20 protein-coding genes are annotated in these 21291 nt (G+C 53.3%); 12 read left to right on the top strand and 8 right to left on the bottom strand.

Translation table 11 applies throughout. From position 1 onward, the window contains the following. Window positions 1–201 precede the first annotated feature (201 nt). Window positions 202–549: an iron-sulfur cluster insertion protein ErpA gene (gene erpA, locus IAE30_RS05625; RefSeq protein WP_034829523.1), complete on the top strand. Its 348-nt coding sequence runs from the start codon at window positions 202–204 to the stop codon at window positions 547–549. A 35-nt stretch (window positions 550–584) separates the two neighbouring features. Here erpA and IAE30_RS05620 read toward each other — a convergent pair whose 3' ends face one another. The 3 genes from IAE30_RS05620 to mtnN all read right to left on the bottom strand — a co-directional run bounded on the left by IAE30_RS05620 (window position 585) and on the right by mtnN (window position 2444). Beyond that, entirely contained in the window at window positions 585–836 is a 252-nt protein-coding gene (locus IAE30_RS05620; RefSeq protein WP_200678441.1) for a hypothetical protein, read from the bottom strand. A gap of 107 nt (window positions 837–943) precedes the next feature. Then, complete coding sequence (gene btuF / locus IAE30_RS05615; protein WP_038648958.1) at window positions 944–1753, bottom strand: vitamin B12 ABC transporter substrate-binding protein BtuF; 810 nt, start codon at window positions 1751–1753, stop codon at window positions 944–946. Beyond that, window positions 1746–2444 (bottom strand): 5'-methylthioadenosine/S-adenosylhomocysteine nucleosidase, encoded by a 699-nt coding sequence (gene mtnN, locus IAE30_RS05610; protein ID WP_038648956.1) that lies wholly within the window; start codon window positions 2442–2444, stop codon window positions 1746–1748. The genes btuF and mtnN overlap by 8 nt, the downstream gene beginning before the upstream one ends. Before the next feature lie 98 nt (window positions 2445–2542). Here mtnN and dgt point away from each other — a divergent pair, with 98 nt between their 5' ends. From dgt to IAE30_RS05590, 4 genes are all read left to right on the top strand, one after another. Further along, a complete protein-coding gene (dgt, locus tag IAE30_RS05605) occupies window positions 2543–4036 on the top strand; it encodes a dGTPase (protein ID WP_038648953.1) in 1494 nt (497 codons plus the stop codon). A 136-nt stretch (window positions 4037–4172) separates the two neighbouring features. Next, window positions 4173–5618 carry a serine endoprotease DegP gene (degP, locus tag IAE30_RS05600; RefSeq protein ID WP_038648951.1) on the top strand — a complete coding sequence of 482 codons (1446 nt, stop codon included), beginning with the start codon at window positions 4173–4175 and terminating at the stop codon, window positions 5616–5618. Window positions 5619–5858: 240 nt separating this feature from the next. After that, window positions 5859–7016 (top strand): CdaR family transcriptional regulator, encoded by a 1158-nt coding sequence (locus tag IAE30_RS05595; RefSeq protein WP_100704645.1) that lies wholly within the window; start codon window positions 5859–5861, stop codon window positions 7014–7016. A 25-nt stretch (window positions 7017–7041) separates the two neighbouring features. Beyond that, the gene (locus tag IAE30_RS05590; protein ID WP_200678433.1) at window positions 7042–8310 is read left to right on the top strand and encodes an alginate lyase family protein; all 1269 of its coding nucleotides are present in this window, start codon (window positions 7042–7044) and stop codon (window positions 8308–8310) included. Window positions 8311–8318: 8 nt separating this feature from the next. On the opposite strand, the gene IAE30_RS05585 is transcribed toward IAE30_RS05590, so the two are convergent. The 5 genes from IAE30_RS05585 to map all read right to left on the bottom strand — a co-directional run bounded on the left by IAE30_RS05585 (window position 8319) and on the right by map (window position 14395). Beyond that, complete coding sequence (locus IAE30_RS05585; protein ID WP_038648944.1) at window positions 8319–9023, bottom strand: FadR/GntR family transcriptional regulator; 705 nt, start codon at window positions 9021–9023, stop codon at window positions 8319–8321. Window positions 9024–9165: 142 nt separating this feature from the next. Then, entirely contained in the window at window positions 9166–9558 is a 393-nt protein-coding gene (locus IAE30_RS05580; protein WP_034829501.1) for a DUF3461 family protein, read from the bottom strand. A gap of 293 nt (window positions 9559–9851) precedes the next feature. Then, window positions 9852–10676 carry a 2,3,4,5-tetrahydropyridine-2,6-dicarboxylate N-succinyltransferase gene (dapD, locus tag IAE30_RS05575; RefSeq protein ID WP_038648942.1) on the bottom strand — a complete coding sequence of 275 codons (825 nt, stop codon included), beginning with the start codon at window positions 10674–10676 and terminating at the stop codon, window positions 9852–9854. Window positions 10677–10878: 202 nt separating this feature from the next. Next, the gene (gene glnD, locus IAE30_RS05570) at window positions 10879–13533 is read right to left on the bottom strand and encodes a bifunctional uridylyltransferase/uridylyl-removing protein GlnD (RefSeq protein WP_038648939.1); all 2655 of its coding nucleotides are present in this window, start codon (window positions 13531–13533) and stop codon (window positions 10879–10881) included. Between the two features lie 67 nt (window positions 13534–13600). After that, a complete protein-coding gene (gene map, locus IAE30_RS05565) occupies window positions 13601–14395 on the bottom strand; it encodes a type I methionyl aminopeptidase (RefSeq protein ID WP_038648936.1) in 795 nt (264 codons plus the stop codon). Window positions 14396–14715: 320 nt separating this feature from the next. Here map and rpsB point away from each other — a divergent pair, with 320 nt between their 5' ends. The 7 genes from rpsB (at window position 14716) to cdsA (ending at window position 21285) form a co-directional block, all read left to right on the top strand. Beyond that, on the top strand, window positions 14716–15435 hold the full coding sequence (rpsB, locus tag IAE30_RS05560; protein WP_038648935.1) for a 30S ribosomal protein S2: 720 nt from the start codon (window positions 14716–14718) through the stop codon (window positions 15433–15435). A 181-nt stretch (window positions 15436–15616) separates the two neighbouring features. After that, a complete protein-coding gene (tsf, locus tag IAE30_RS05555; RefSeq protein ID WP_038648932.1) occupies window positions 15617–16468 on the top strand; it encodes a translation elongation factor Ts in 852 nt (283 codons plus the stop codon). Between the two features lie 154 nt (window positions 16469–16622). Then, window positions 16623–17348: a UMP kinase gene (pyrH, locus tag IAE30_RS05550; RefSeq protein WP_034829488.1), complete on the top strand. Its 726-nt coding sequence runs from the start codon at window positions 16623–16625 to the stop codon at window positions 17346–17348. 143 nt (window positions 17349–17491) lie between these two features. Beyond that, complete coding sequence (gene frr / locus IAE30_RS05545) at window positions 17492–18049, top strand: ribosome recycling factor (RefSeq protein ID WP_038648929.1); 558 nt, start codon at window positions 17492–17494, stop codon at window positions 18047–18049. 238 nt (window positions 18050–18287) lie between these two features. Continuing rightward, window positions 18288–19490: a 1-deoxy-D-xylulose-5-phosphate reductoisomerase gene (gene ispC, locus IAE30_RS05540; protein ID WP_196250123.1), complete on the top strand. Its 1203-nt coding sequence runs from the start codon at window positions 18288–18290 to the stop codon at window positions 19488–19490. 166 nt (window positions 19491–19656) lie between these two features. Next, the gene (ispU, locus tag IAE30_RS05535) at window positions 19657–20409 is read left to right on the top strand and encodes a (2E,6E)-farnesyl-diphosphate-specific ditrans,polycis-undecaprenyl-diphosphate synthase (protein WP_034829480.1); all 753 of its coding nucleotides are present in this window, start codon (window positions 19657–19659) and stop codon (window positions 20407–20409) included. A gap of 18 nt (window positions 20410–20427) precedes the next feature. Next, on the top strand, window positions 20428–21285 hold the full coding sequence (cdsA, locus tag IAE30_RS05530; protein ID WP_038648924.1) for a phosphatidate cytidylyltransferase: 858 nt from the start codon (window positions 20428–20430) through the stop codon (window positions 21283–21285). Window positions 21286–21291 lie beyond the last annotated feature (6 nt).

The raw sequence follows: 21291 nt of genomic DNA, 5'->3' as shown, positions 1-21291 counted from the left end.
GAAAAAAATTCTGGCGCCATTCTAAGGGAAGAGTCGCCTGATTAGAAAGGCAAGCGGGTGCGAAAGCCTTTTAAAGCTATACTTTAGCGCAGCGCAGGCGGCACACAGTGTCAAGCGCAGTACTTGATTGCACTGGGCGGCTGGCAGATAATAGCGGAATTAAGGTCGTTTTCTGACCTGGACGTTTACCCGGAGTAAAACATGAGTGACGACGTAGCAGCGCTGCCTTTGCAATTCACTGAAGCAGCAGCGAAAAAAGTAAAAAATTTGATCGCGGATGAAGAAAATCCAGAGCTGAAACTGCGCGTGTACATCACCGGTGGCGGTTGCAGTGGATTCCAGTACGGTTTTACGTTTGACGATCAAATGAATGACGGCGACATGACCATTGAAAAGCAGGGCGTGGCGCTGGTTGTTGATCCAATGAGCCTGCAGTATCTGGTGGGCGGTTCGGTTGATTACACCGAAGGTCTTGAGGGTTCACGTTTTATCGTGACAAACCCGAACGCGAAAACCACTTGCGGTTGCGGCTCTTCCTTCAGCATCTGATCCCTTTTCTGACCGCCGTTCTGGCGGTCAGAACTTTACCACTCAACAGTCACTAATCGTGACGTCTCACGACGCTTCCCATCGCGTTTAAGCACGCTTTCGGTCACGCGCGGCTGTGCACTGAAGTGACGTCCACAATCAATCGATGGCAATGTTTGTTCGCTTTGGCGCGAGATATCGCAGCGGGAAAAGAGTGTCAGCGTGACGGCAATAGAGCCGGTGGAGGTCGCCGCGCCAATTGGCGCAGCCATCGCGAGCCCTATGGCCAGGAGCAGTGCTCTGGTCATTGATAATTCCTGGTGAAGTCAAAAGTTGCGCGTTGCGCAAAAAGGGCACCGAGCATACGTGGCCGCAGTGCCTTGTATTTTGATTTTCGACAATTTTTGCCGAATCTTTAATCTTTTTTGGTGCTATTTTTCGCCGGATGTAAATCTGCACACAGCTGTTTGGCTGCCAGCAGGATACGCGGACCCGGTCGGCTCAGCCAGTCATCGTTAATGGCAATCACCGGCACCGCCAGTTGTGGTTGCCAGAATTTCACAATATTCGCGGCTTGCGCACGGTCACCGCCAATCACAATCGCCTGGGGATGACGCGCCAGCACTTGCTCACGGCTCACCTGTGGCCAGCTTACGCGACTGTCAGCAAAGATATTTTTACCGCCACACAGCGTGATCACTTCGTTTTGCAACGTATTACGCGATGCAGTAAACAGCGGCTGTTGACCAAACTGCAAAAACAGGGGGATCGGCGTGCGTTGTTGATACTGTTGACGCAGATCATCCTCTTGCTGGCGCAGCGCCTGTGCGGCAGCCGCCGCCTGCTGAGGCTGTGGACTCCACGGTTTGAGCGCTGCTAGCGCATCAATCATCTGATCAATGGTCTGCGGATCAATCCATTCGACTTTAATGCCCAGACGTTGCAGTTGATCGATCTGCCGCTGCGGATTGCCGCCGCGCCAGGCCAGCACCACATCCGGTTTCAGTTGCAGGATGCGTTCAACGTTGATGCCCTGCCAGTTTGCCACCTGCTCTAGCTGTTGGGCCTGCGCCGGAAAATCTGAATAGGCGCTGACCGCTACCGGCGTAATGCCTGCAGCGAAAGCCAGTTCGGTGAGATGGGGCGATAGCGTGATAACGCGCGGGGCAGCGGCAAACAGGCTATTGCCGATCAGCAATAGCCCCAGAAGCCAATATTTAGCCACGCGCCAGTTGTGCCAGCAGGTTTTCCACCATCAGCGACGATTGCTTAGCGGCAACAACCAGGAACTCATCAAAGCTCAGGTGGGATTCTTTGTCCGCGACATCGGAAATTGCACGCACCACAACAAACGGCACCTTGAACTGGTGGCAAACGTGACCGATGGCGGTGGCCTCCATCTCCACGGCGATCGCCTGTGGGAAGGTGGTGCGAATGCGTGCCAGTGGCTCAGCACCGTTGATGAAGGCATCACCGCTGACCACTAAACCGCGCACCGCTTTGAGATCCAGCTGCTTAATCACCTGCTCTGCAGCGGCGATCAATTTTTCATCCGCCACAAAGGCTGCCGGGCAACCGGCCATCTGACCCGGTTCGTAACCAAATGCGGTAACGTCGGCATCGTGATAACGCACTTCATCGGAGACCACGATATCGCCCACTTTCAGTGAAGCGGCCAGACCACCCGCAGAGCCGGTATTGATCACCAGATCGGGTTTGCACAGCTCCAGCAGCAGGGTCGTGCCGAGCGCCGCCGCGGTTTTACCGATGCCTGATTTCAGCAGAGCAACCTCAACACCGTTCAGCGTGCCGGTATAAATTTCACAACCAGCCAGCGTCAGCGTCTGACGGTTTTCGATTTTGTCACGCAGCAGGGTGACTTCCTGCTCCATCGCGCCAATAATGCCTGCTTTCATAAAGAATCTCGCTGTAGTTATGGATGTAAAGCTTAAAAGTGAGGCATAGTCTACCATGGCTGGCAGAGGATGAATTCACCAAAAAATAAGGGGTAATGATGGCGCCGATCAATTTCAAAAATAAGATCAGTTTCACCCGCCCTTATACCAGCCGCAAAGATCCTGAGGGCGAATACTTTATTACACGGCACTTTGAGAGTGACCGTGGCCGCATCATCAATTCTGCCGCGATCCGCCGTCTGCAACAAAAGACTCAGGTATTTCCACTGGAGCGTAATGCAGCGGTGCGTTCGCGTTTGACCCACTCGCTGGAAGTGCAGCAAACCGGGCGCTATATCACCAAAGAGATCCTGCAATACCTGAAAACGCAAGGCGGCGGACTGGCACATTACGGGCTGGATGAGTTTGAAGGCGCGTTTGAGAGTCTGATTGAGATGGCCTGCCTGCTGCATGACGTGGGTAATCCGCCGTTTGGTCACTTTGGTGAAGCCGCCATCAATGACTGGTTTGACGACAACCTGCCTCTTGAACTCGTGGACCCGCTGGTGGCGGGCGTGGCAGATGAGCATCAGCGCGCCGATTTTAACCAGCTAAATGCAATGATTCGTCAGGATTTGTGCCACTTCGAAGGCAATGCACAGGCAATTCGCCTGGTGCATACGCTGCTGCAGCTCAATCTTAGCTATGCGCAGGTGGCCTGTATTTTAAAATATACTGCCCCCGCATGGTGGCAGGGCGATAAGCCGGCAGAATTTAGCGTGCTGATGAAAAAACCGGGTTTTTATTTGTCCGAACGTGAATATGTGGCTGACTTACGCGCAGCCACCCATATTAAAGAGCATCATCGCTATCCACTTACCTGGATTATGGAAGCCGCTGACGATATCTCATACTGTATTGCCGATTTAGATGACGCGGTCGAAAAAGACATTTTTGATGTTGAGACCTTGTATAAGTCTCTGCTTAAAGCCTGGGGGACGGTAAATAGTGGTGATGCGTTCAGTCGCACAGTGAGCGAGGCATGGAAGGAAGCCAACCAGAAAAAACGCCGTAGCCTGAGCGATCAATTTTTCATGTCATTACGAGTTAACGTGCAAAATGTGTTGGTTAGCCATGCCGTGCGCCGTTTTGTCGATAACCTTCCGGCTATTTTTGAAGGGAATTTCAATCATGCGCTGCTGGAAGATGACGGTGATGAAGGCCGTCTGTTGAAATTATTTAAAACCGTGGCGCGCCAGCAGGTATTTAATCATCCAGAAGTTGAACAGCTCGAATTACAAGGCTATCGGGTGATAAAAGGGCTGCTGGAAATCTATCAGTCATTAATGTTGCTGGATTATGAACAATTTACTACGCTGATGAACGACGATTTTCTGCCGAAATATCCGATTGAAACGCGACTGTTTCATAAGCTTTCAGGAAAACATCGAAAAGCTTATCAGCAGCAGATGCGGGCACTGATTGTCGAGCATAAATATCAACGCTTGTTGTGGGAGCGTTATTATCGTTCGCGGTTGATTCAGGACTATATCAGCGGGATGACAGACAATTATGCGTGGGATGAGTATCGTCGTTTGATGGCCGTGGAATAAGCTGAGTTTTGTAAAGATGAAGAATAAATTTTTACCTTTGCCCAAAACTTCATTAGGAACTTCGCGCTAAAAACTTAATCTCACCATCACGACCACAGCAATGGTCTGGCCGTAAATCTTAGAGAGACACAGACAAATGAAAAAAAGCACATTAATGTTAAGTGCGCTGGCGCTTAGTCTGGGCATGGCATTGAGCCCTGTCAGTTTCGCGGCGGAAAGTGCTTCCTCCTCGAACCAACAGTTGCCAAGCCTGGCGCCGATGCTGGAAAAAGTGATGCCTTCCGTGGTGAGTATTAGCGTTGAAGGCAGCACCACGGTGAAAACCCCACGCATGCCGCAGCAATTCCAGCAATTTTTTGGTGATAACTCGCCATTCTGCCAGGACGGTTCGCCATTCCAAAGCTCGCCAATGTGCCAGGGCGGCGGTGATGGTAGCCAGGGCGGTGACAACGGCGGCGCCAACACCCAACAGCAAAAATTCCGTGCGCTCGGTTCGGGTGTCGTGATTAATGCCGATAAAGGCTATGTCGTCACCAACAACCATGTGGTGGATAACGCCACCAAAATTCAGGTGCAGCTGAGCGATGGCCGTCGCTATGACGCCAAAGTGATTGGTAAAGATCCGCAGTCTGATATCGCTCTGATTCAACTGCAGGACGCGAAGAACCTGACGGCGATTAAGATCGCTGACTCCGATGACTTACGCGTCGGTGATTACACGGTCGCGATCGGTAACCCGTATGGCCTCGGTGAAACGGTGACCTCCGGTATTGTTTCTGCACTGGGTCGTAGCGGCCTCAACGTCGAGAACTACGAGAACTTCATCCAGACCGATGCCGCCATCAACCGTGGTAACTCTGGTGGTGCGCTGGTGAACCTGAACGGTGAGCTGATCGGGATTAACACCGCGATTCTGGCACCAGACGGCGGCAATATCGGTATCGGCTTTGCTATCCCAAGTGCGATGGTGAAAAACCTGACGGCGCAGATGATCGAGTATGGCCAGGTTAAGCGTGGCGAGCTGGGCATTATGGGTACCGAGTTAAACTCGGAGCTGGCGAAAGCGATGAAAGTCGATGCCCAGCGTGGTGCCTTTGTTAGCCAGGTTCTGCCTAACTCAGCAGCGGCAAAAGCGGGTGTGAAAGCCGGCGATGTCGTGGTGTCGATGAATGGCAAACCGTTGACCAGTTTTGCCGCGCTGCGTGCAGAAGTGGGCTCACTGCCAGTGGGCACCAAACTGCAGCTGGGTCTTTTACGTGACGGTAAACCGGTGACTATCACGGTTGAACTGCAGCAGAGTTCGCAGGAAAAAGTGCAGTCCGCCACTATCTACACTGGCATTGAAGGTGCCGACCTGAGCAATATCGACAGCAACGGCCAGAAAGGCGTGCGCGTGGATAATGTGAAGGCGGGCAGTGCTGCAGCGCGTATTGGTCTGAAGAAAGGTGACGTGATTATGGGCGTTAACCAGCAGGCGATTGCCAACCTTGGTGAACTGCGCAAAATTCTCGACACCAAACCGTCTGTGCTGGCCCTGAACGTGCAGCGTGGTGACAGCAGCCTTTATCTGCTGATGCAGTAAGTCTTAGATAATTGAGTACAGGCGAGCTTCGGCTCGCCTTTTTTGTTTTTGTCAGCAGAACTGCGCCATTGGCTAGCATCAACACCATTTTAGTGTGGTCCACATTGTGCAGATGTCCGTTTCGCAATGTGACGCCTACCGCAATTCCCGTATTCTCTATCCGGCTATGTGCAGTTGCACAATGCCAGGCGTGCGTGGGATGCGTATTCTGTCAATTCTTCCCTTTCTCTGGAGTGATTGATGGCCACCTATCATCTCGATGCGCGACTGGCTCAGGATATTGTTGCCCGCACCATGCAAATTATTGACAGTAATGTCAACGTGATGGATGCACGCGGCCGTATTATTGGCAGCGGCGATCGTGAGCGTATTGGCGAATTGCACGAAGGTGCGCTGCTAGTGTTATCGCAGGGAAGGGTAGTGGACATTGATGAGGCCGTGGCGAAACATCTGCACGGCGTGCGTCCTGGCATTAACCTGCCGTTGCGTATTGATGGTGAGATTGTCGGTGTAATTGGCCTGACCGGCCAGCCGACAGCGCTGCGTCACTACGGTGAACTGGTGTGTATGACCGCCGAAATGATGCTGGAACAAGCGCGGCTGTTGCACATGCTGGCGCAGGATAGCCGTTTGCGCGAAGAGCTGGTGCTGAACCTGATTCGTAGCGATACGCTTTCACCGGCGTTGAGCGAGTGGGCGCAGCGCCTGGGCATCGATCTCAATCAACCGCGCGTGGTGGCGGTGGTGGAAGTCGACAGCGGCCAGCTTGGCGTTGACAGTGCGATGTCGGAATTGCAGCAGTTACAAACACTGCTGACAACGCCGGATCGTGACAACCTGATTGCTATCGTCTCACTCACTGAAATGGTGGTGTTGAAACCGGCGCTCAACGCCCACGGCCGTTACGATCAAGACGATCATCGCCGTCGCGTGGATCAGTTATTACAGCGTATGAAAGAGAGTGGGCAGGTGCGAATGCGCATCGCGCTGGGTAATTTCTTTACCGGTCCTGGCAGTATTGCGCGTTCCTACCGTACGGCGCGCACCACCATGATGGTGGGTAAACAGCGCATGCCGGAACAGCGCAGCTTCTTCTATCAGGATTTGGTGCTCCCCGTACTGCTGGATAGCCTGCGCGGTGGCTGGCAAGCGAATGAACTGGCGCGTCCGTTGGCGAAACTCAAAGCCAATGATAATAATGGATTATTGCGGCGTACGCTGGTGGCGTGGTTCAGTCATAACGTGCAGCCAAGCGCCACGGCACGCGCACTGTTTATCCATCGTAATACGCTCGAGTATCGCCTGAACCGCATTTCCGAGCTGACCGGATTGAACCTCGGCAATTTTGACGATCGATTGCTGCTGTATGTGGCGCTGCAACTGGATGAACAGAGCTAGCCCTTAGCATGGCCAGGAGAGGAAGATGTCCCGATTGAATGTGCGCCTGGTCTGGCTGTTGGCCGGCTTGCTGGTGACTGCGACCTGTCATGCCAAAGCTGTTTCGCTGGCCTTTTTATCTGGCGAAGAGATGCAACAGACGCGAACTGTGCTGCAAAATCATCAGGCTGCGCCACAGACTGAGCAGGCGTGGCAGCAACTCAAGCAGGCTGCCGATCGCGCGCTTAAACAGCCCAATCCCAGCGTGACGCAGAAAGAGATATTACCTCCCAGCGGTTCCCGCCATGATTATCTCAGCCTGAGTGCTTACTGGTGGCCGAATCCCGACAAGCCCAATGGCTTGCCATGGGAACGTCGTGATGGTGCGGTCAATCCGGCGAGTAAAAACGATCAAAGCGATGGTGTGCGTCTGGCTCGTTTCACCGCAGACGTGCAGGCATTGGCGCTTGCCTGGTATTTCTCCGGCGAAACCCGTTATGCAGCCAAAGCCCAATCGATGATTCGCAGCTGGTTTATCGATCCCGCCACCCGCATGAATCCCAATCTTAATTATGCTCAGGGCGTGCCGGGTAAGGCTGAGGGCCGCCACACCGGTGTGCTGGATGGGCGTTACTTTGCCACGCGCATAGTGGATGCACTGCAGCTACTGCAGGATTCGCCCGGCTGGCGCCAACAGGATCAGGCTGCACTGCAGGCATGGTTTAGCGATTATCTCGACTGGCTATTGCACAGTCAGTTGGCACAAGGCGAGCGTGATGCGCCCAATAACCATGGCAGTTGGTATGCGGCTCAGGTGGCGGGCATCGCGTGGTATTTGTATCAACCTCAGGTCATTCAGCAGATGGTGGTTTTAGCTCAGGATAAAATCGCCGGGCAAATTCGTGCGGACGGAACGCAGCCACTGGAACTGGCGCGCACGCGCTCGTTCCATTATAGCTATTTCAATTTGCAGGCACTGACGAGCCTTGCGCAGTTGTCACAGCGAAGCGGAACCGGCGATCTCTGGCACTATCATCAGCAGGGTGGTTCGCTGTTGAGTGCGCTGGATTACATGGCACCTTTCAGTGATAGCAGCAAAACCTGGCCATGGAAAAATCGCGATCGTGTCAGTCTGCGCTTGATTCCGCTTCTTACGCTCACAGATAACAGCCTGAACAGCGACCGCTATCAGCGTTGGATCCATCGCGCGATCGAAACGCAATCGACGGCCAATACCAGCCCTGCAGCGCGCGGAGCGGAAAGAGAAGCGCTGCGTGATGTGTGGTTGTTATCGCGGCCACCCACGTATCGGTGATGGGAAGGTTATATCCGAGGCTGCGTGCTGTTAAGCATTAGACTCATCGATGCCCTGTGCGCAGCATCGGCATCACCAATCATGATCGCTTCATAAATCTTACGGTGTTCGTCCAAAAAAATATCCTGTGCGCTGGAAGGCCAGGTAAAGAAGCATTTAAAGATGGTTTCCAGCAAATTACCGAACGGGATGTAAAAACAGTTGTCCGTTGAGTGAAAGATCAGGCGATGAAAGGCACTGTCTGCCTCAAGCCAGCGAGCAAGATCGAATGTACTCGCCGCGCATACAGCGATCATTTCGCGGAATAACAGAGAAAGTTCGGTGCGTTGAGCCTGCGTGGCGTGAAGTGCAGCCAGTCTGGCGGCCTGCGGTTCGATAGCCTCACGGAAGGCCAGAAACTGTTGATACATCTCTGCCGTAGATTCGATGCTCTGCATCCATTCCAGCAGTTGCACATCAAGCAGATTCCAGTATGTGCGGTCGCGAACGTGTGTGCCGAGCTTGGGGCGCGATTCTATTAATCCCTTCGAAGAGAGCAGTTTGAGCGCCTCACGCACGGCCGTTCGGCTGACGCCAAAGTGGCTGCACAGTTCCACTTCACTGGGCAGAACATCACCGGCTTTAAGCGTTCCTGAGAGAATTTTTTGCGCGAGGTCACCGGCGATATGAACATCCAGACCGCGCTGTCCTGAGATGATGGCTGCGAATTGCATAGTTTTTGTTATACCTGAAGTCAGACATAACCCGATACTAGCCAGGGATTATGAATTCAGATAGGTGAAACAGGCCCAGATAAAACTGAAACAAGGCAAAAAAAAGGCCAGCATAAGCTGGCCCTGGGAACGCGGAGGGAAATTAACGACCGTTGCGGGTCAGTTGATCCAGATCGGATTCAATTTCAGCGATCTTATTCGATACCACGTTTTCCAGATGACGCAGATCGGCGAGGATTTTGCGCTTCAGATCGACTTCAACCTGATCGCGCTGGCAGATCTGGTCCAGTTCATCGATCACGTAACGCAGGTTCGGGCTGATTTCCTGTACTTCTTTATAGCCCTGGCTGGTGTGATCGGCCACAACGGTTTTACGCTGACGCGGGTATTTGAATTTCACGCTTTTGGCGAAGAATTCACCTTTGTCTTTGCGGAAATAGATTTTCAGAATGTCGTTGCTGGCTTCCTGACGCAGGCTGTAACGGTCGATGTCTTCAGGAGAGCTGATACCTAAGCTTTTCAGGTTGTCGTACATAGCGTTTATATTCCATCTAAGAGTGGGTGAGCGCGCAGGACTATCATCATCATTCGGGATGCGGCAGATACGCAGCAACCGGAACGCTTACGGCATACTTAATCAACTGTAGACACAAAAACCGGGATGAACAGTGCGCGACCGGAGTTAACTGGCGCGGATTATGAACTGTTTGAAAAATAAACGCACCAGATAATTCGCGGCGCGAAGCAGGTAGTTAAGGCAAGAGTGTAAAGAAAAAATTACGGGCCTGAATACAGGCCCGTTGGCGGATGTTTTGACTCAAGTCTGACTTAGTCGATGGTGCGCAGCAGTTCGTTGATGCCGGTTTTCGCCAGCGTTTTAGCGTCCACTTTCTTCACAATCACGGCGCAGTACAGGCTGTAGCTACCATCTTTAGACGGTAAGTTGCCCGATACCACCACTGAACCCGCTGGCACGCGGCCGTAATGCACTTCACCAGTTTCACGATCGTAGATTTTGGTGCTCTGACCGATGTAAACGCCCATGGAGATCACTGAACCTTCTTCAACGATCACGCCTTCAACGATTTCAGAACGTGCGCCGATGAAGCAGTTGTCTTCGATGATGGTTGGGTTAGCCTGCAGTGGCTCCAGAACACCGCCGATGCCGACGCCGCCAGACAGGTGAACATTTTTACCGATCTGCGCACAAGAACCTACGGTGGCCCAGGTGTCAACCATGGTGCCTTCATCAACGTAAGCGCCGATGTTGACGTAAGAAGGCATCAGCACGGTGTTACGTGCAATGAACGCGCCCTGACGCACGGCAGCAGGTGGGACAACGCGGAAGCCCGCATTTTTGAAGCGTGCTTCATCCCAGTTCGCGAACTTCATTGGGACTTTGTCGTAAAAACGGGTTTCTGCGCCTTCCATCACCTGGTTGTCATTGATGCGGAACGACAGCAGCACTGCTTTCTTCAGCCACTGATGCGTTACCCACTCTCCGTTGATCTTTTCAGACACGCGCAGTTCGCCGCTATCCAGCAGGCCGATAACCTGTTCAATGGCTTCACGGGTCACGCTGTCCACGCTGGCTGGCGTGATATCGGCGCGGCGCTCAAAGGCAGATTCGATAACGCTCTGTAACTGTTGCATATTTTTTTCCTGATTCTGTCATAACGGAATGCACGCAAAAAAGCGTACATAGTAAAATTGCCTGGCAAACATCATTCACGTTGCAGGACAAAACACGAGGTGTGTTTTGAACAGCGCTCGCGCTGGCCCCGCAGGGGTGAGGCCCATGGAAGGGCCGGGCAATAAAGCCAACGCACCTGCAGCGTTAAGGATGGAAGCCAGGTCACAGTTTATCGTTTGGATTGAGGGCCTCTGTCAACCGTTGTTGCAGCACATTGCGCATTTCTACATCAAGTGCGCGCCGTTCGCTGTCCGCCAGGATGAAAAGATCCTCAACTCGTTCGCCAATCGTACTGATGCGCGCGCCGTGCAGAGAAACGCCGAGGTCGGCAAACACTTCCCCTACACGCGCCAGTAAGCCTGGCTGATCCAGCGCCACCAATTCCAGATAACTGCGACGGTCAGTGTGCGTCGGCAGGAAATTCACTTCGGTATCGACACTGAAGTGCTTAAGTCGTGCAGACTGGCGACGAGTGCGCGGCGGCACCCACTCGGTTTGGGTAATCGCTTGCTCCAGTGCCTGCATAATCATCGGATGACGATCGGCGGCCAGCGGACTGCCATCCGGCTCCAGCACAATGAAGGTATCCATCGCCATGCCGTCGCGGCTGGTAAAGATCTGGGCATCGTGCACGCTCAGGTTTCGGCGGTCCAGTTCACCGGCTACTGCGGCAAACAGGTGAGGGCGGTCCGGGCTCCAGATAAAGATTTCAGTCCCACCGCGTGTGGCCTGCGGGCTGACCAGCACCAGGGGTTTGGTGAGATCGTGGTCGATCAGATGACGCGCGTGCCATGCCAGCTGATTCGGCGTGTGACGCAGGAAATAGTCAGCACGGCAGCGGCTCCAGATATGGTGCAGGCGCTCTTCGTTGAGGTTTTCCATCCGCAACAGCGCGAGGGCCTGTAAGCGATGATGACGTACGCGTTCGCGCAAGTCCGGGCTGTTTTCCATGCCGCGACGCAGCTGTTTTTCGGTCGCGAAGAACAGTTCACGCAGCAGGCTCTGCTTCCAGCTGTTCCACAGGCTTTCGTTGGTGGCGCAGATGTCGGCCACGGTGAGACACACCAGATAACGCAGGCGGTTTTCATTCTGCATGACTTCAGCGAACTGCTGAATCACCGTTGGGTCCTGAATATCGCGACGCTGGGCGGTGACCGACATCAACAGATGATGGCGCACCAGCCAGGCCACCAACTGCGTTTCCCGCGAGTTGAGCCCATGCAATTCGGCAAAATCAAGCGCGTCCTGCGCCCCCAGAATCGAGTGGTCACCGCCGCGCCCTTTGGCGATATCGTGCAGCAAGGCAGCCATCAGCAGCAGTTCGATCTGTGGCAAACGCGGCCAGAGTTCTACACACAATGGGTGCATCGGACGCGTGGCTTCGTTGGCGAAGCTTTCCAGCTTTTGCAGGACGCGAATGGTGTGCTCATCCACCGTGTAAGCATGGAACAGGTCAAACTGCATCTGGCCGACAATATTGCCCCACAGCGGCGTATACGCCCAAAGGACACTGTGGCGATGCATCGGCACCAGCGCTCGCTTTACCGCGCCCGGATGGCGCAGAATCGCCATAAAGGTGTCACGCGCTTCGGCAATCTGGCACAGCGGCTGCTTCAGATGACGACGCGCATGGCGCAAGTGACGTAGCGTGGTGGAGTAAATGCCGGTGATGTTCTCATTACGGACCATCACATAGAACATGCGCAGAATGGCCTGCGGTTCACGTTCGAACAGCGTGGGGTCACGCAGATCGATTAAATTGCCGCGCAGCTGGAAATCATCATCAATGCTGCGCGGTTTCTCGGTGGTGGAGAGTGCGAGGATCGCTTCATCAAACAGCTGTAGCAGCATCTGATTGAGCTCACCGATGCGGCGCGTCACCCGGTAAAAATCTTTCATCATGCGCTCAACCGGCTCATTGCCTTCGCCGAGATAGTTGAGCCGCTGTGCCACAGTGAGCTGGCGATCAAACAATAAGCGGTTGTCGTAGCGTGGTAACGTTAAGTGCAGCGCAAAGCGAATCCGCCAGAGGAACTCCTGGCATTCATTAATTTCATTGCGCTCGGCCTCCGTGATAAAGCCAAACCCCACCATCTCATCCATGGTGGTGGCACCGAAGTGGCGGCGCGCCACCCACTGTAAGGTGTGGATGTCGCGCAGGCCGCCGGGACTGCTTTTGATATCGGGTTCGAGATTGTAGCTGGTGCCGTGGTAGCGCTGATGACGTTCCTGTTGCTCTTCAATCTTTGCCGCAAAAAAGCGAGAGGACGGCCAGAAGCCATCGCTGAAAATGTTCTTCTGCAACTCAAGGAACAGGGCGACATCGCCTGTCAGCATGCGGGATTCAATCAGGTTGGTGGCGACAGTAAGATCGGACAAGCCCTCCAGCAAGCACTCTTCCAACGTGCGCACACTGTGGCCAACTTCGAGTTTTAAATCCCACATCAGCGTCAGGAGTTCGCTGGTGCGTTGCGCGGCCGCGTCATCCAGTGGCTGGCGGCTGAGTATCAAGACATCGATATCGGAGAGCGGATGCAGTTCACCACGGCCATAACCGCCCACCGCAACCAACGCAATCTCTTTCATTTTATCGAAGCCGTAGAAGCGCCACAGTCGGCGCAACAGACGATCGATAAATAGCGTGCGGGCATCAATCAGTGATTCAACGTCAGTACCGGCATCAAAGGCCATACCGAGATGCTGCTGGAATTGCTCCAGATAGAGTTTTAATTTGTCACGCGTCAGGGCTTCATCGGGCCAGCTGGCGGGGGAATCAGTCAGGCCTTTGTGTACTGCTTCGGTCACGCTACCACTCATCGACATGCCTCGTAAGCGCCATAAAAAAGGCCGGCATTATGCCGGCCTGGTACTGTCTTGAAGAACGTTACGCGTTGTTTTCAAGCACCGCAGTAATGGTGTCATCTTCACGCAGCGTAAGAATCTCACAGCCGTTTTCTGTCACCACAATAGTATGCTCATACTGCGCGGACAAGCTGCGATCTTTGGTTTTTACGGTCCAGCCATCCTTCATGGTGCGGATACGATAATCACCGGCATTGACCATCGGCTCAACGGTGAAAGTCATCCCCGCCTGCAACACCACGCCGCCGTCATCGGCATCATAGTGCAACACCTGTGGCTCTTCGTGGAAACCTTTGCCGATGCCGTGGCCGCAGTATTCACGTACCACAGAGAAATCCTGTGCTTCAACATATTGCTGAATCGCACGGCCCAACTCACGCAGGCGGATGCCCGGTTTAACCAGACGCAGCGCAATGTAGAGGCTTTCCTGGGTGACACGGCACAGGCGCTCGCCTTGAATAGTCGGTTTGCCGACGATGAACATTTTCGAGGTATCGCCGTGATACTCGTCCTTGATCACGGTGACGTCGACGTTGACCACATCGCCATCTTTTAATACGCGATCATCGCTCGGGATGCCGTGGCACACCACTTCGTTAACCGAAATACACACTGATTTCGGAAAGCCGTGATAGCCAAGGCAGGCTGAGATAGCCTGCTGCTTATTCGTGATGTGATCGTGGCAGAGACGGTCGAGTTCACCTGTGGTCACACCCGGCACCACGTGCGGGGCGATCATTTCCAGCACTTCAGCAGCCAGACGGCCCGCCACGCGCATTTTTTCGATTTCTTCAGGGGTTTTGATTGAAATGGCCATTAAATAATCCGCAATTGCCGACATTTTCGACAATAATGAGTTCTGTGGCAGTCATGTTAGCAGTCAGTCATTAGGCTGCCAAATCGGGATGACTCCTCGCTCAAGCTGCTAACAACTGTTGGCGTATTCCTGCGCATTATGGTATAAAGCGCGCCGACGATTCTCTGTCACCTTCGTTTCGTTGGCTGGCAGGAAACGCATAAAACTCATTATGTGTACTAAAACACACATGTATCGACACATACGCCGGGGTGCCTTGAAAGAGGTCGGTTGTATGGGATACATGGAGGCCCAACCCCAATCATACTTTAGAGGTAATCATGGCAACTGTTTCAATGCGCGACATGCTCAAGGCTGGTGTTCACTTTGGTCACCAGACCCGTTACTGGAACCCGAAAATGAAGCCATTCATCTTCGGTGCTCGTAACAAGGTTCACATCATCAACCTTGAGAAAACTGTACCAATGTTCAACGAAGCTCTGGCTGAGTTGCAGAAGATCTCTTCACGTAAAGGCAAAATCCTTTTCGTTGGTACTAAGCGCGCTGCTGCCGAATCTGTAAAAGAGTCAGCTCTGAGCTGCGACCAGTTCTTCGTTAACCACCGCTGGTTGGGTGGTATGCTGACCAACTGGAAAACTGTTCGCCAGTCAATCAAGCGTCTGAAAGATCTGGAAACTCAGTCTCAGGACGGTACTTTCGACAAACTGACCAAAAAAGAAGCACTGATGCGTGCTCGTGAACTGGCCAAGCTGGAAAACAGCCTGGGCGGTATCAAAGATATGGGCGGTCTGCCGGATGCACTGTTCGTTGTTGACGCTGACCACGAACACATCGCAATCAAAGAAGCAAACAACCTGGGTATCCCAGTATTTGCTATCGTTGATACCAACTCTGATCCAGATGGCGTTGATTTCGTTATCCCTGGTAACGACGATGCGATCCGTGCTGTAAGCCTGTACCTGACTGCTGTTGCGACTACCGTGCGCGAAGGCCGTTCACAGGATCTGGCTGAGCAGGCTGAAGAAGCTGCTGAAGCTTAATAAGGTTCGCTCTTTCTAAGAGCCCTTAGACATCAGATGTTATCTGTTAAGGGGGCCGCACAGGCCCCTTTTATTTATCTAAGTTTGTCACGCTTCTTTCGGGTAAGCGGGGCAGAGTAAATTTTCCGCAACAAGTTTCTGACAGTGTTAACGCACACAGAGACGAATCGAGGATTCTGGAATGGCTGAAATTACCGCTGCATTGGTAAAAGAACTGCGTGAGCGTACTGGCGCAGGCATGATGGATTGCAAAAAAGCGCTGACCGAAGCGAACGGCGACATCGAGCTGGCGATTGAGAACATGCGTAAATCTGGCGCGATCAAAGCCGCTAAGAAAGCAGGCAACGTTGCTGCTGACGGCGTGATCAAAACCAAAATTGCTGACGGTTACGCAGTGATTCTGGAAGTTAACTGCCAGACCGACTTCGTAGCTAAAGATGCTGGTTTCCAGGCTTTCGCTGACAAAGTGCTGGATGCAGCCACTGCAGGTAAAGTGACTGATGTTGAAGCTCTGAAAGCGCAGTTCGAAGAAGAACGCGTAGCGCTGGTTGCTAAAATCGGTGAGAACATCAACATCCGTCGTGTTGCTATCCTGGAAGGTGCACAGCTGAACAGCTACCAGCACGGCGCACGTATCGGCGTTCTGGTTTCAACCACCGGTGCTGATGAAGAGCTGAGCAAGCAAGTTGCTATGCACGTAGCTGCAAGCAAGCCAGAATTTGTTAAGCCAGAAGACGTGTCTGCTGATGTGGTCGAGAAAGAGTACCAGGTTCAGCTGGACATCGCCATGCAGTCTGGCAAGCCTAAAGAAATCGCAGAGAAAATGGTTGAAGGCCGCATGAAGAAATTCACCGGCGAAGTTTCTCTGACCGGTCAGGCTTTCGTTATCGATCCAAGCAAAACTGTTGGCCAGGCTCTGAAAGAGAAAGGCGCAGACGTGATTAACTTCATCCGCTTCGAAGTGGGCGAAGGCATCGAGAAAGTTGAAGCTGACTTCGCAGCAGAAGTTGCTGCAATGTCCAAACAGTCTTAATGCTCCGAAAGAACCGCCGGAAGGCGGTTCTTTTTTGTCTGCGTTTTGCGTGGACCACTTTTCAGTCTCATCCCAATAGCTTTTTTCGTTCGCTAAGCGGATGATCGATCAGATTTAACTTCTCATTCATCATATCTTCCAGGAAGAATTGACCATGGCGACCAACGCAAAACCTGTATATCAACGTATCCTGCTAAAACTGAGTGGCGAAGCACTGCAAGGTGCCGAAGGTTTTGGTATTGACGCGAGCGTGCTTGACCGTATGGCGCAAGAGGTGAAAGAGCTGGTTGAGCTGGGCATCCAGGTGGGTGTGGTTATTGGTGGCGGTAACCTGTTCCGTGGCGCTGGCCTGGCACAGGCAGGCATGAACCGTGTGGTCGGCGATCATATGGGTATGCTGGCAACCGTGATGAACGGTCTGGCAATGCGAGACGCATTGCACCGTGCGTATGTTAACGCGCGTCTGATGTCCGCGATTCCGCTGAATGGCGTGTGTGATAACTACAGCTGGGCAGAAGCAATCAGCCTGCTGCGCAATAACCGCGTGGTGATTTTCGCCGCCGGTACTGGCAACCCGTTCTTTACCACTGACTCCGCCGCTTGTCTGCGTGGCATCGAAATCGAAGCCGATGTGGTGTTGAAAGCCACCAAAGTTGACGGTGTTTATTCAGATGATCCGGTGAAAAACCCGGACGCGACGCTGTATGAGCAGCTGACCTATGGCGAAGTACTGGATAAAGAGCTGAAAGTGATGGATCTGGCGGCCTTTACATTGGCTCGCGACCATCAATTGCCGATCCGCGTCTTCAACATGAACAAGCCTGGCGCACTGCGTCGCGTAGTGATGGGTGAAAAAGAAGGCACTCTGATTACGCATTAATACCCGACGCAAGATAAAATAAGGTATATTCTGTTGGCGCGATGCAGTGGCATCGCGCAGCTTTCAGGATGATCGATGTTTATCGATACCACTTCCGGGTTGCCCGGAAATGGCCAGGTCAAACCGAATCCAAGGGTTTTAACGTGATTAACGACATTAAAAAAGATGCCGACACGCGCATGGAAAAATGCGTGGATGCATTCAAAAACCAAATCAGCAAAGTGCGCACCGGTCGTGCTTCGCCTTCACTGCTCGACGGCATTATGGTGCCTTACTACGGTACACCTACGCCTTTGCGTCAGCTGGCTAGCGTCACGGTAGAAGATTCTCGTACGCTGAAAATCAACGTGTTTGACCGCTCACTGAGCCCGGCCGTTGAAAAAGCGATTATGGCATCTGACCTGGGTCTGAACCCAAGCTCAGCAGGTACCGATATTCGTGTGCCACTGCCAGCGCTGACCGAAGAGCGTCGTAAAGATCTGATCAAGGTCGTGCGTGGTGAAGCGGAGCAGGGGCGTGTTTCTGTTCGTAACGTGCGCCGTGATGCTAACGACAAGATCAAAGCACTGCTGAAAGACAAAGAGATCAGCGAAGACGACGAACGTCGCTCGCAGGATGAGATCCAGAAAATGACCGATGGCTACATCAAAAATGTTGATGTCGCATTGGCCGAAAAAGAAAAGGAACTGATGGATTTCTAATTCCATCAGATTACCTATACCCAAAATAATTCAGGGTGCAGGAAGGCGGCAAGAGAATGAATTCCCAGGAGCTTACTCAGGTAAGTGACTGGGGTGAATGAGCGTAGCCAACGCACCTGCAGCTTGAAGTATGACGGGTATAAAACGCCGTTCAGAGACGTTGTGCGACTCTGGCGGCGTTTTACATTGTGCCTGGCGCTGTTGCAGGCACGATCCACGACGTCACAGGGATAGCATGATGAAGCGATTAACTCTGCTGGGTTCCACCGGCTCGATTGGTACCAGCACGCTGGCCGTCATCGCAGCCAATCCAGATCTGTACCAGGTCACCGCGCTGGTGGCGGGTCAAAACGTAGCGCTGATGGCTGAACAGTGTCAGCAATTTACCCCACGCTATGCGGCGATGTCTGATGAAGCCTCCGCACAAGCGCTGCGTGAGCGACTGAGAGCATTGAATCTTCCTACCGAAGTGCTCTCCGGCGTTCAGGCGGCTTGCGAGCTGGCTGCACTCGATGAAGTGGATCAGGTGATGGCGGCTATTGTTGGCGCCTCCGGGCTGCAACCCACGCTTGCCGCGATTCGTGCTGGCAAAACCGTTTTACTCGCGAATAAAGAGTCACTTGTCACGTGCGGCCGCCTGTTTATGGAGGCCGTGCGTCATCACAAGGCGCAGCTGTTGCCGGTTGACAGCGAGCACAACGCCATTTTTCAGAGTTTACCCGCTTCCATACAGCATCAGTTGGGGTACGCTGATCTGCGAGAGAATGGCATTGATTCTATTCTCCTTACGGGATCGGGTGGCCCTTTTCGTGACACGCCATTAGCGGATTTGGCCGCTATGTCGCCAGATCAAGCGTGTGCGCATCCGAACTGGTCAATGGGACGTAAAATCTCCGTTGATTCGGCCACCATGATGAATAAAGGTCTTGAATACATTGAAGCCCGCTGGCTATTTAATGCCACTGACGCACAGATGGAAGTCATCCTGCATCCGCAGTCGGTGATTCACTCCATGGTGCGTTACTGCGATGGCAGTGTGCTGGCGCAGCTGGGATCGCCTGATATGCGAACCCCCATCGCGCACAGCATGGCATGGCCAGCACGTATTTCGGCCGGCGTAACGCCACTCGATTTCACGCGAATGAAGTCACTGACGTTTGCAGAGCCGGACTATGAGCGCTATCCCTGCCTGAAGTTGGCAATCGATGCTTGCTCAACAGGGCAGGCCGCCACCACCACGCTGAATGCGGCAAACGAAGTGGCCGTCGCGGCATTTCTGCAGCATCAGATTCGCTTTACCGACATCGCCGCCATCAACAGCGAAGTGCTGGCGTCCCTGATGTGCCAGGAACCGGGCAGCATTGAGGATGTGATGGAGATCGATCGGTTAGCGCGTATCTGTGCCACAGAATTGCTACCACGCTTTCGTTTAGCAGGTTGATACTTCCCGCTATTTGTTCGCTCAGGGTGAAAATGGTATAGTCGCTCGCTCGCGTTTTTCGGCCCGACATTGTTTCGATGTCATCTGGTAGCGATGCCGGGGTTTGCCGCAGGCGCAATGTATTCAGAAACCACAGCATTTCTGATGAAAGGAATTATTACGCGTTATGTCGTCCAACAATCACAACACAATCGATGACGAGTCGTACTGCACGCCACGTCACGTGGCCATCATTATGGATGGTAATGGTCGCTGGGCAAAAAATCAGGGCAAACTGCGTATTTCAGGCCACAAAGCCGGGGTAAAATCAGTACGCCGGGCCGTCAGCTTTGCGGTCAGCCATAAACTGGAAGCGCTCACGCTCTATGCGTTCAGCAGTGAAAACTGGAGCCGACCGGTACAGGAAGTGACGGCCTTAATGGAATTGTTTGTCTGGGCGCTCGACAGCGAAGTCAAAAGCCTGCACAAACACAACGTGCGTCTGCGCGTGATTGGCGATATCAGTCGTTTCAATAATCGTATTCAGGAACGCATTCGTCGCGCCGAGGAACTGACTCAGCAAAATAATGGACTCACCCTCAACATTGCTGCCAACTATGGCGGCCGTTGGGATATTATCCAGGGTGCCAGAAAACTGGCTGAACAGGTTCAGGAAGGTTTATTACGTCCTGACCAGATAACCGAAGAAAGTCTGGCTCCCTATCTGTGTATGCAGGAGCTGGCGCCGGTGGATTTAGTGATAAGGACCGGGGGAGAGCATCGGATTAGCAACTTCCTGCTGTGGCAGATCGCCTATGCTGAGTTTTGGTTTACCGATGTTCTTTGGCCTGATTTTGATGAACACGTTTTTGAAGGTGCACTGAATGCATTCTCTTCGCGGGAGCGACGCTTTGGCGGCGCGGCACCAGGCGGCGCCTGAGCAATCTGGGGGTAACCTTTGCTGAAGTCTCGTCTGATCACCGCGCTTATTTTGATTCCGCTGGTGATCGCTGCTCTGTTTTGGTTGCCGCTGTCCGGATTTGCGATTACCACCATCATCATCTGTATGCTTGCCGCCTGGGAATGGGGGCAGCTGGCGGGTATGAAGACACGTCAGCAGCGTATCTGGCTCGCCGTGCTATGCGGCCTATTGCTCTCAGTGATGCTGTTCACTCTGCAACCCTATCAACGCAATTTGCACCAGTTCCAGATGGAAGGCTCACTTTGGGCCGCGCTGGGATGGTGGATTGTCGCCCTGTTTCTCGTGCTGTTTTATCCTGCCTCTGCGGCGTTGTGGCGCACTTCGCGCCCACTCCGCGTGCTATTCGGCATCCTGACCGTGATTCCCTTCTTCTGGGGAATGATGGCGCTGCGCCAGTATCATTACGATACCGATCACTTTGCGGGAGCATGGTGGCTGCTGTTTGTGATGCTGCTGGTCTGGGGCGCAGATTCTGGCGCTTACATGTTTGGCCGTTTGTTTGGTAAACATAAGCTGGCGCCAAAAGTGTCACCGGGTAAAACCTGGGAAGGCTTCTTTGGCGGCCTGCTGTCATCCGCGATTATCGCCTGGCTGTTTGCGCTGCTGGCTCCGCTTTCCGTGGCGCCGGGTACGCTGATTATCTGTGCCGTTATTGCTACGCTGGCTTCGGTACTGGGTGATTTGACCGAGAGCATGTTCAAACGTGAAGCGGGCATCAAAGACAGCGGTAACTTGATTCCGGGTCACGGTGGTATCCTCGATCGTATCGACAGCCTGACCGCTGCGGTGCCGGTTTTTGCCTGCCTGCTGCTGCTGGTGTTCCGCACCCTCTGAGGATTA

Source organism: Pantoea sp. S61 (assembly GCF_016625145.1).
GTDB lineage: Bacteria > Pseudomonadota > Gammaproteobacteria > Enterobacterales > Enterobacteriaceae > Pantoea > Pantoea rwandensis_B.
Note: the sequence above shows the minus strand (reverse complement) of the source record. Positions and strands in the feature narration are given on the sequence as shown.

Bases quoted from the DNA above. Each gene is read 5' to 3' on its own strand.
- erpA (WP_034829523.1), top strand. From the start codon at position 202: ATGAGTGACGACGTAGCAGCGCTGCCTTTGCAATTCACTGAAGCAGCA.
- IAE30_RS05620 (WP_200678441.1), bottom strand. From the start codon at position 836: ATGACCAGAGCACTGCTCCTGGCCATAGGGCTCGCGATGGCTGCGCCA.
- mtnN (WP_038648956.1), bottom strand. From the start codon at position 2,444: ATGAAAGCAGGCATTATTGGCGCGATGGAGCAGGAAGTCACCCTGCTG.
- dgt (WP_038648953.1), top strand. From the start codon at position 2,543: ATGGCGCCGATCAATTTCAAAAATAAGATCAGTTTCACCCGCCCTTAT.
- degP (WP_038648951.1), top strand. From the start codon at position 4,173: ATGAAAAAAAGCACATTAATGTTAAGTGCGCTGGCGCTTAGTCTGGGC.
- IAE30_RS05595 (WP_100704645.1), top strand. From the start codon at position 5,859: ATGGCCACCTATCATCTCGATGCGCGACTGGCTCAGGATATTGTTGCC.
- IAE30_RS05590 (WP_200678433.1), top strand. From the start codon at position 7,042: ATGTCCCGATTGAATGTGCGCCTGGTCTGGCTGTTGGCCGGCTTGCTG.
- IAE30_RS05585 (WP_038648944.1), bottom strand. From the start codon at position 9,023: ATGCAATTCGCAGCCATCATCTCAGGACAGCGCGGTCTGGATGTTCAT.
- IAE30_RS05580 (WP_034829501.1), bottom strand. From the start codon at position 9,558: ATGTACGACAACCTGAAAAGCTTAGGTATCAGCTCTCCTGAAGACATC.
- dapD (WP_038648942.1), bottom strand. From the start codon at position 10,676: ATGCAACAGTTACAGAGCGTTATCGAATCTGCCTTTGAGCGCCGCGCC.
- glnD (WP_038648939.1), bottom strand. From the start codon at position 13,533: ATGAGTGGTAGCGTGACCGAAGCAGTACACAAAGGCCTGACTGATTCC.
- map (WP_038648936.1), bottom strand. From the start codon at position 14,395: ATGGCCATTTCAATCAAAACCCCTGAAGAAATCGAAAAAATGCGCGTG.
- rpsB (WP_038648935.1), top strand. From the start codon at position 14,716: ATGGCAACTGTTTCAATGCGCGACATGCTCAAGGCTGGTGTTCACTTT.
- tsf (WP_038648932.1), top strand. From the start codon at position 15,617: ATGGCTGAAATTACCGCTGCATTGGTAAAAGAACTGCGTGAGCGTACT.
- pyrH (WP_034829488.1), top strand. From the start codon at position 16,623: ATGGCGACCAACGCAAAACCTGTATATCAACGTATCCTGCTAAAACTG.
- ispC (WP_196250123.1), top strand. From the start codon at position 18,288: ATGAAGCGATTAACTCTGCTGGGTTCCACCGGCTCGATTGGTACCAGC.
- ispU (WP_034829480.1), top strand. From the start codon at position 19,657: ATGTCGTCCAACAATCACAACACAATCGATGACGAGTCGTACTGCACG.